Source organism: Frankia sp. AgKG'84/4, assembly GCF_023242965.2.
Lineage (GTDB): Bacteria > Actinomycetota > Actinomycetes > Frankiales > Frankiaceae > Frankia.
Window position 1 is genome coordinate 1 of sequence record NZ_JALKFU020000178.1, and the last position, 9,246, is coordinate 9,246.

Annotated in this window: 7 protein-coding genes; 4 read left to right on the forward strand and 3 right to left on the reverse strand. The window is 71.7% G+C overall.

All coding sequences use genetic code 11. From position 1 onward, the window contains the following. Window positions 1–638: TerD family protein (locus tag MXD58_RS13090; protein WP_250609359.1), on the reverse strand; the 638-nt coding region annotated here is incomplete at its 3' end. Window positions 639–803: 165 nt separating this feature from the next. Here MXD58_RS13090 and MXD58_RS13095 point away from each other — a divergent pair. Next, on the forward strand, window positions 804–1,406 hold the full coding sequence (locus MXD58_RS13095) for a suppressor of fused domain protein (RefSeq protein ID WP_248836834.1): 603 nt from the start codon (window positions 804–806) through the stop codon (window positions 1,404–1,406). Window positions 1,407–1,477: 71 nt separating this feature from the next. On the opposite strand, the gene MXD58_RS13100 is transcribed toward MXD58_RS13095, so the two are convergent. Next, window positions 1,478–1,984 carry a hypothetical protein gene (locus MXD58_RS13100; RefSeq protein WP_248836835.1) on the reverse strand — a complete coding sequence of 169 codons (507 nt, stop codon included), beginning with the start codon at window positions 1,982–1,984 and terminating at the stop codon, window positions 1,478–1,480. Window positions 1,985–2,192: 208 nt separating this feature from the next. Between MXD58_RS13100 and MXD58_RS13105 the strand changes: the two genes are divergently transcribed. Then, window positions 2,193–3,926 (forward strand): alkaline phosphatase D family protein, encoded by a 1,734-nt coding sequence (locus MXD58_RS13105; protein WP_248836836.1) that lies wholly within the window; start codon window positions 2,193–2,195, stop codon window positions 3,924–3,926. A 39-nt stretch (window positions 3,927–3,965) separates the two neighbouring features. Further along, the gene (gene ctaD, locus MXD58_RS13110; RefSeq protein WP_374616053.1) at window positions 3,966–5,711 is read left to right on the forward strand and encodes an aa3-type cytochrome oxidase subunit I; all 1,746 of its coding nucleotides are present in this window, start codon (window positions 3,966–3,968) and stop codon (window positions 5,709–5,711) included. Window positions 5,712–6,587: 876 nt separating this feature from the next. Here the strand turns inward: ctaD and MXD58_RS13115 are convergent. Further along, window positions 6,588–7,367, reverse strand: coding sequence for a diacylglycerol/lipid kinase family protein (locus tag MXD58_RS13115; RefSeq protein ID WP_250609360.1), 780 nt, complete (start codon window positions 7,365–7,367; stop codon window positions 6,588–6,590). Here MXD58_RS13115 and MXD58_RS13120 point away from each other — a divergent pair. Beyond that, the coding region (locus MXD58_RS13120; protein ID WP_250609361.1) for a phosphopantetheine-binding protein at window positions 7,305–9,246 on the forward strand (1,942 nt) is incomplete at its 3' end. The two genes, MXD58_RS13115 and MXD58_RS13120, sit on opposite strands and share 63 nt — an antisense overlap.

Consider the following 9,246-nt stretch of genomic DNA (forward strand, 5'->3'; position numbering starts at 1 on the left):
CCCGCGGCCGGTGCGTGCGGCGGCCTCGGCGGCGCGGCCGGCGGCGCCCACTGCTGACCGGACACCGGCGACTGGGCGGGCGGCGAGGAGAACTGCGGCTGACCGGCCGGCGCGGCGCCGGCACCGGCGCCGGCGGGCCCGGGATCGTCGACGGAGATGCCGAAGTCGGTGGCGATTCCCGCGAGCCCCGAGGCGTAGCCCTGGCCGACCGCCCGTGCCTTCCAGGCGCCGGCCCGCCGGTACAGCTCGACGAGGATCAGCGCCGTCTCCTGGCCGAAGCCGGGCGGGTCGAAGCGCACCAGCTCGGCGCCCCCACGGGCGTCGCGCACCACGATGCCCAGCCCGCGCACGCCCGCGAACGTCGGCGGCCCGCTGCCGTCGAGGCTGCCCGTGACCACCACCTTGTCGATGTCCGGCGGGACGGCCGTGAGGGTGAACTCCAGCGCCGAGGGCGGCACCAGCCGCACGCCCGGCCCGGCCGGCTGGTTGAAGAAGACGAAGTCGGCGTCGGAACGCACCTTGCCCGCTGCGTTCACCAGGATCGCGGCGATGTCCAGCGGGCTCGACGAAGCGATCTCGACCCTGACGTCGGTAGTGGGTAGCGGCGCGTTGCCGCCCTTCGTCAACGCCTGTCCCATAGACCCTCCAAAATCGCGGCCCCGTCACGCTCGCCGCCCCGGCAAGGTCGCCTGCCGGGTCCAACGGCCCCACCTGTCGCGAGGGTTCCCACTCGTGGCAGCTCGTGTTCTCCCGGCTGACCCTACGATCGATGTCATGACAGACGCGGCGCAGGTGGGCCTCCGGTGAGTGACAGTGCCCTGAGCCAGGCCATCGAGCGGCACGCCGCGCGGGAGTTCGGGCCGGACACGGGCCGCGCCGCGGTGACGTTCCTCGGCACCGAGCAGATCGAGGTGCTCCGCTTCGGCCCCGACCGCGCCGGCATCGTCCGTTACCTCACGCTGGGCATGTCCCGGGAACCGATGACGGCTGCCGACTCCGCCGTGCGCGATCCGGCGGGCCCGCGGGCCGAGCTGGTGTTGTCCCTGCGCGGCCGGCGCGACAGCGTGCTGCGCCGCCTCGCCGTGCTCGCGGCGATTCCCATCGTGGAGGCCCGTCCGGTGACCCCCGGTTCCGTCCTCGACCTCGGCGAGCCACTGTGGGACGACGCCCCGTTCAGCGCCGTGCTCGTCGCCGAGCCGGGCGGCCTGCTGCCCGACCTGACCGTGCCGGCCGCCGCCGCCCCGGGGGGTGAGGCGGCGCCGGTGCGCTTCCTGCCGGTGCTCCCGATGACCGCGAACGAGGCCGCCCACAAACGCGTCCACGGCCCCGAAGCCCTGCACCAACGCTGGCTCGCCGCCGGCACCGACCTGCGCGACCCCACCCGCTGCGAGGTCGCCCTCACCTGACCCGCCGTCCCGAACCTGTGCGGGGACGCGCGCCGAGTGCACCGCGGTGTACTACTCAGCAGACCGTGGGTTCAGTGCGCCGCGGATCGGTCACGCGCGGCGCGCCAGGCTCGGTACGCCTTCCCGCTGCCGTGAGGATCCGGGGTACAGATGTCGATGACCGGGCGTGCGCTGAGGGGCTCGTCGAGCCGGACGAGGGCGCACCACCGGCGACCCGCGCCCTGGCGGTACATGGTGCCGACCCGCCGACCATCGGGCAGCACCCGGACCTTGCCTCGGCCAAATGTCGTGGGGCCGTCCGGGCCGAAGGCCAGCCAGACTCGGACCGCGATCCGGTCAGGGGTCTGCTCGAGGTCGAAGCCCGCCAACATCTCATCGCGGTAACAGCTCACCACGCACCACAGATCACGGCCATCCGCCGAGACCAGGCATTCGCCGACCGCTTTCTGCCACCGAGTGTCAGCTTCGACGATCGGCGCAGCGACGAGAGGCCGGTGACGTTCCGGCAGGACACGCACCTCGAGCGGTCTCCCGGCACCACTACTCCCGCCGGCACCGGTCTCCTCGGTGGTGTCCATACCGCCGCCTTCGCAATTCTCCGCCCGACACGGTGAGGCTGTGCGCCGAGAACACGCTATCTGGATGGTCATCACCGAACAGCCGGCGTCGGCGCGGCCGAGCCGATGGGCCACGAGATCGACGCGGCCGTCACCGAATCACATTTCGTCCCGATTTCGTTGGAACCCTGACACCTGCTGGCCGTCCAATGGCCTGATCCCAGGTCTAATGTGCTGGTGCGTGAGCCGCGACGAAGCCAGTGTCCCAGCCCCGCCTGATCGTCCTCGGACCGACGGCGGCGCGGCCCGTCCGCATCGGCGGGCTCTGCTGCTCGGCGGGCTGGGCCTCGGTGGTTCGGCGCTGGCCGCGGCGGGTCTGGCGGCCTGTTCCAGTTCCGGTGGCACCACGCCGTCCCCGGCTCCGACGCTGCGGGCGCCGACGCCGATTCCGGGCGTGACGGACGGGGTGTTCGCCCTCGGGGTGGCCAGCGGCGATCCGCTGCCCGACGGGGTGATCTTGTGGACCCGGCTCGCGCCGAAGCCATCCGAGGGCGGCGGGATGCCGGCGCGGGATGTGCCCGTCGACTGGCAGATCGCCACGGACGAGGCGTTCCGGTCAGTGGTGCGGGCCGGCACGCAGACCGCGCAGACGGCGTTCGCGCACTCGGTGCACGTCGACGTGCGGGGCCTGGAACCGGGGCGGGAGTACTTCTACCGGTTCCGGGCCGGCACGGTGCTCAGCCCGGTCGGGCGCACCCGCACGGCCCCCGCCGCGGGCGCCGGGGCGGACGCGGCCGCCGGGTCGTTGAGCTTCGCGCTGGTGTCGTGCCAGGACTTCCAGAACGGCTACTGGCCGGCGTACGACGCGATCGCCGCGGACCGGCCCGACCTCGTCGTGCACGTCGGCGACTACATCTACGAGTACGACCCGGACAGCAGGTTCCCCGACCGGCGGCACACCACCCCGCAGACCCCGGGTCTGGACCAGCTCCAGACCCTCGCCGACTACCGCAACCGCTACGGCCAGTACAAGGCGGACCCGGCGCTGCGGGCGGCGCACCTGGCGGCACCGTGGGTCCTCACCTGGGACGACCACGAGGTCGAGAACAACTACGCGGGCCTCGTCGACGAGGTCGGTGACACCGGCGCGCGTCATCAGGACCCGACCGTGTTCGCCCGCCAGCGCGCCGCGGCGTACCAGGCGTACTACGAGCACATGCCGATCCGCGTCGAGCTGAACCCGGGCTCCCCGGACCTGCGGATCTACCGGCGGCTGTCCTTCGGCAGCCTGGCGACGATGCACGTCATGGACACCCGGCAGTACCGCACGCCGACCCCGGGACGCTCGCCGAGCGCGATCGGCGCGACCGACCTCGGCAGCGACAACGCCAGCGGCACGATGGCCGGCGCCGAACAGGAGAGCTGGCTGCGCGACGGGCTGAACGCGTCCCGGTCCCGCTGGAACATCATCGCGCAGCAGACGATGATGGCCCAGCTCGACGGTCAGCTGCCGGTCGGCCAGGGCGAGACCCTGACGAACCTGGACCAGAACGACGGCTACCGGCCCTACCGGCGGCGCATCCTCGCCGGTGTGCGCGACAGCGGGGCGAGCAACCCGGTCGTCCTCTCCGGGGACCTGCACTGTGCGTGGGTGAACGACCTGCGGGTCGACTTCGACCGCCCGGAGACGCCGGTCGTCGCCAGCGAGTTCGTCTGCACCTCGATCAGCTCCGCGTTCTTCCTGGTCAGCGACGAGTTCGTCCGGGACAACAACGCCCGACTCAACCCGCATGTCCGCTACTTCCGCGGCGACCGCCGCGGCTACACCCGCTTCCACCTGACCGCGGACGAGTGCAAGGCGGACCTGCGCGTCGTCGCGGACATCTCGAAGCGCGACTCCCCCGTCACCACCGACACGACCTGGGTGATCGAGGACGGCAGACCGGGCGCCCAGCCGGCGTAGTTACGGTTAGCGCATGGATCGTCACGCTAGGATTCTGGCGTGACGATCCTCGAGGAGCCCCGGAAGCCACACGAAGCCGCCCGGATCCGCGCGGAGGACCTCGTCGCGGCCCATTCCCGGCCACGGCTGCGCCTGCTCGGCTACCTGCGCACGACGTCCCACAAGGACATCGCGGTCATGTACTTCGTGACCTCGCTCGGCTTCTTCCTGTTCGCCGGGATGCTCGCCGTCATGATGCGGGCCGAGCTGGCCCGGCCGGGACTGCAGTTCTTCTCCAACGAGCAGTACAACCAGCTGTTCACGATCCACGGCACGATCATGCTGCTGCTGTTCGCGACCCCGCTGGCGTTCGCGTTCGCGAACCTGCTCGTACCGCTGCAGATCGGCTCACCGGACGTCGCTTTTCCCCGACTCAACGCGCTGTCGTTCTGGTTCTTCCTGTTCGGCGGCCTGGTCGTCATCGGCGGTTTTCTCACCCCGGACGGCGCAGCGGACTTCGGCTGGTTCGCCTACTCGCCACTGAACAGCAAGTCCTACGCCCCGGGTCCAGGCGCGGACATGTGGATCCTCGGCCTGGTGGTGTCCGGGCTCGGCACCATCCTCGGCGGGGTCAACATGATCACGACGATCCTGACACTGCGCGCACCCGGCATGACGATGTTCCGGCTGTCGATGTTCTGCTGGACGTTCCTCGTGACGTCGATCCTGGTCATCATCGCGTTCCCGGTGCTCGCCGCGCAGTTGCTGGCGCTGGAGGCCGACCGCCGTTTCGGCGCGCACGTGTTCGACGCCGCCAACGGCGGGGCGATCCTCTGGCAGCACCTGTTCTGGTTCTTCGGCCATCCCGAGGTCTACATCATCGCCCTGCCGTTCTTCGGGATCATCAGCGAGATCCTGCCGGTGTTCTCGCGCAAGCCGCTGTTCGGCTACAAGGGCCTGGTGTTCGCCACCATCGGCATCGGCGCGCTGTCGGTGGCGGTGTGGGCGCACCACATGTTCGTCACCGGCGCGGTGCTGCTGCCGTTCTTCGCGCTGCTGTCGTTCCTCATCGCGGTGCCGACCGGCATCAAGTTCTTCAACTGGATCGGCACGATGTGGCGTGGTCAGCTCACGTTCGAGACGCCGATGCTGTTCGCCCTGGGCTTCCTCGTGACATTCCTGTTCGGCGGCTTGACGGGGGTGCTGCTGGCCAGCCCGCCGATCGACTTCCACGTCAGCGACAGCTACTTCGTCGTCGCCCACTTCCACTACGTCGTGTTCGGCACGGTGGTGTTCGCCGCGTTCGCCGGCACCTACTTCTGGTTCCCGAAGGCGACCGGTCGGATGATGAACGACCGGCTCGGCAAGATCCATTTCTGGACGGTCTTCTTCGGCTTCCACTCGACGTTTCTCGTGCAGCACTGGCTCGGCCTTCGCGGCATGCCACGGCGCTACGCCGACTACGGCCCGTCCGACGGCTTCACCACGCTGAACACGTTCTCGACGGCCGGCTCGTTCCTGCTCGCCCTGTCGACGCTGCCGTTCCTCTACAACCTGTGGCACTCCTACCGGCGCGGCCTCATCGCCGCCGTCGACGACCCGTGGGGCTACGGCAACTCGCTGGAATGGGCGACGTCCTGCCCACCCCCGCGGCACAACTTCCACTCCCTGGCGCCGATCCGCTCAGAACGGCCCGCGTTCGACCTGCACTACCCGCAGGTCGCCGGCCGCGTCGACTACCACTCGACCCCCGAGTTCGACTGTGCGCCAGACGCTCCCTCGCTCGGCCCGCGCCGGCAACCGTAGCCCCGCGCACCTCCTCGGACAGGGGCCGGGAACCGGATCGACGAGCTAGACAGGAACCGGGCCGACCAGCCGGGTTCACGAGTCGCTAGTCCTCGCCAGGCTGACCTCACCGCAGCGGAGAGGGACAGTGGTGCTGTCAACCCGCAAGGCCCAGGCCGCGGTCCGCGGCGCCACGTCCGGGATCGGAGCCGCGACGAAACCGATCTCCGGCCTCCGCGGTTGCGTGTAGCGAGCGCACCATCGTGGGCCGTGGGCGAAGGCGCTGGCTACGGCGATGCTCGCCCGCTACCTGCGGAGCCTATGCCCGACCGACGTGCGGATCGCGATCATCTGCGCCAACTTTGCCCCGCAACTGACAACGAATGACGACGGCCGGGTCGGGGACCGGGCTGCGGTGACAACGTCGAGATCGCCTACGCCCGAGCTTCTCTCGCCGTGCTTGATTGGGTTACACAAACCCGCGGTGATCGAATATTCCTTCTATACGTGGTCTGCTGGCACGGCGGTGAGCTGGGCCAGCTGCGGCTTCCCGGTCAGGACCCGACCGCGACCGACCCAGCCGGCGTCATCAGCATCACAGTGCGCGGTGACGACAGGGAGGATGCAGTACCTGATCGACCGTAGTCATTGGACCGCGACGGCAGTGGCGCGCTCATCGAATATCCAGCCGGGGCCGCAGGGTTCAGGTAGCCGTATTTCCTCCCGGCAGGGCGACGACCCGAGGTCTTCGTCCGCTGTAGCAGTACCGGCCTGCCAGAGGGCCGCGTGGAAGAGAGGCCATCTGTCTCTTCCACTAGCCTGATATCCCTGTGGAAGGGACGGCAGGCGGCGTTCCCACGTAGCTGTCGCGCTCGGTGGCGAGCAACGACGCGGGAGTCAGGGCTTGGTCTGGCCAGAGGTGGCAGTGGCGGGCAGCAGCAGGCGCAGGGCGCGGGGGCGGACAATGATCTCCGCGGGCAGGTAGGCGAGCGGATCGCCGTCGGCGTAGACGGCGAAGGGGCGGTCGGCCTCGACGCGCAGGCGGCGACCCCGCAGGACGCGGACGTACGGGGTGTCGATGTGGCGGCCGGCGAAGACGCGGGGGAACAGCGTCAGGAAGGTCAGTCGGGACGCGCGGGAGACCAGCACGATCTCGAGCTGGCCGTCGGCGAGATCCGCGCCGGGGGCGAAGCGCATGCCGCCGCCGTAGAAGGGCGCGTTGGCCGCCGCGACCGTCCAACCGTGCAGGTCGAAGGGCGCTTCGTCGTCCACCGTGACGGTGAAGCGGGCCGGGCGCCAGGCGACCAGCGCCCGCAGCACCGCGTAGGTGTAGACCTGCCGGCCGCGCAGCACCCGGGTCCCGTTGGCGATCACCTGGACGTCGGAGTCGAAGCCGACGCTCGCGATCCCCAGGTACGGGTGGCCGCCGACCTCGGGCAGGTCGATGCGCACCTCGCGGGACCGGCCCAGGTCCGCCGCGACCCGCCGCGGGTCGTCGGAGAGCCCCAGCCCGCGGACGAAGTCGTTGCCGCGTCCGCCGGGCAGCACGGCCAGCACCCCGCCGGCATCCGCGACCGCCCCGGCGACCGCCCCGGCGAGGCCGTCGCCGCGTTCGTGCGCCGCTGCGCCGAGGAGGGACTCGACGTCCGGCCGCTGCCGGTCTCCGCCGCGTTCCACACCCGCTACGTCGCGCACGCCGTCGACCGGTTCGCCGAGGCGCTCGCCAGCACCCCGGTCCACGAGCCGACCTCGCCCGTCTACCCGAACACCACCGGCGCCAGCTACGGCGCCGACCCGGCGGCGAACGCCGCGGTGCTCGCCCGCCAGCTGCTCGAACCGGTCGAGTTCGTCGGCGCCGTGCGCGCCGCGCACGAGGCCGGCGCCACGGTGTTCGTCGAGTTCGGTCCGAAGCAGGTGCTCACCCGGCTCGTCCGGCAGATCCTCCCCGACGCGGACGTCATCGCGATCCCCACCGATGCCGGCCCGCTCGGCGACAGCGACGTGACGCTCAAGGCCGCCGCCGTCCAGCTCGCGGTCCTCGGCGTGCCGCTGACCGGCATCAACCGGTTCCAGGCCGAGCCGCTCGCGACGGTCCCCAGCAAGGGTCCGACGGTGACCCTGTCCGCCCCCGAGTACACCCCGCCGGCCCGCCGCGACGCCCACGCCGCCACGCTCGCCGACGACTACCAGATCCTCGGCGCCGCCGTCCCAGCCCAGGCTGCGGTGGCCGCCGTCCCCGCGCCGTTCGCGGTCGCAGCCACGCCCGGCGCGACCGCGAACGGCGCCACCGCGCCGCCCGGCGTGCCCGGTGAGGGCGCGGTCAACGGCGCGTCCGCGCACAGCGTCGCCCCGAACGGTGCCGTTATCAACCTTGCCGCCACGCACGGGGTTGCCACCAACGGTGCCGCCACCAACGGTGCCGCCACCAACGGTGCCGCCACGAACGGTGCCGCCACGAACGGTGCCGCCACGAACGGAGTGCCCGTGACCGGGCCGAGCACGAATGGCGCCACCTCGGTGGGCGCCGTCCCCCACGGTGCGGCGGCCCTCGGCACCACCTCGGCCGGCCCGGTACCGAACGGCTCGGGTACCGGCGGTGCCGTCGGTCAGCACCTCGCGCAGGCGGGCCAGTCGTCCGCGTTCGGCCTCGGGTTCGACGCCGCCGCGGACGTCCTCGCGCAGCAGGTCAACCTGCACGGCGTCTACCTGACCGGCCAGCTCGACGTCGCCAGCCGCCTGGTCGACGCGCTGCACGAGTATCAGCGCGGCGGGCGGGAGGACGCTCGCTTCGCCGACGCGATCGCCATGGTCGCCAACCAGAGCGCCGTGATCGGCCAGACTCACACGCAGGCCAACGAGGTCCTCGCCCACCTCGCCGCGCTCGAGCTCGCCGTCGACCCCACGGGTCTCGCCGGCGCGCGGGCGTCGGTTCCGTCAGTGCCGACCCTGGCACTGTCCTCCGGGCCCGCGGCGCCGCGCTCGCTGACCGCCTCGGTCGCCGCCCCGCCGGCGCCGCCCGCCGCCGCACCTGTGGCGGCTCCGCCGGCGCCCGCGCCTGTCGCACCGCCAGTGCCTGTCGCGCCCGTCGTACCCGTCGTCCCGCTCGTCCCGCGCCAGCCGGCGGGTCCGGTTCCCGCGCGGGTCACGGCGCCCGCGGCGGCTCCGGCGAAACCCGCCACGGCCGGTCTGGACCGTGGTGCGGTGCGGGCGGCGCTGGTGGAGGTGGTGGCGGAGAAGACCGGCTATGCGCCGGACATGATCGATACGGGGATGGACCTGGAGGCTGATCTCGGGGTCGACTCGATCAAGCGGGTGCAGGTGTTGGGGGCGTTGCGGGAGCGGTTCCCGCAGGCGCCGACGGTCGGTCCGGAGCAGCTCGCGGAACTGCGGACGCTGGACCAGATCACCGAGTACGTCACCGCTGCGCTCCCGGCCGCGCCCCTCGCCGCCCCGGCCACCGCGGCTGGCCAGGCCGCTGGCGGTCTGGACCGTGGTGCGGTGCGGGCGGCGCTGGTGGAGGTGGTGGCGGAGAAGACCGGCTATGCGCCGGACATGA

What these genes read in the sequence shown, in the direction of transcription:
- MXD58_RS13100 (WP_248836835.1), bottom strand. Translation starts at nt 1,984, where the DNA reads ATGGACACCACCGAGGAGACCGGTGCCGGCGGGAGTAGTGGTGCCGGG.
- MXD58_RS13105 (WP_248836836.1), top strand. Translation starts at nt 2,193, where the DNA reads ATGTGCTGGTGCGTGAGCCGCGACGAAGCCAGTGTCCCAGCCCCGCCT.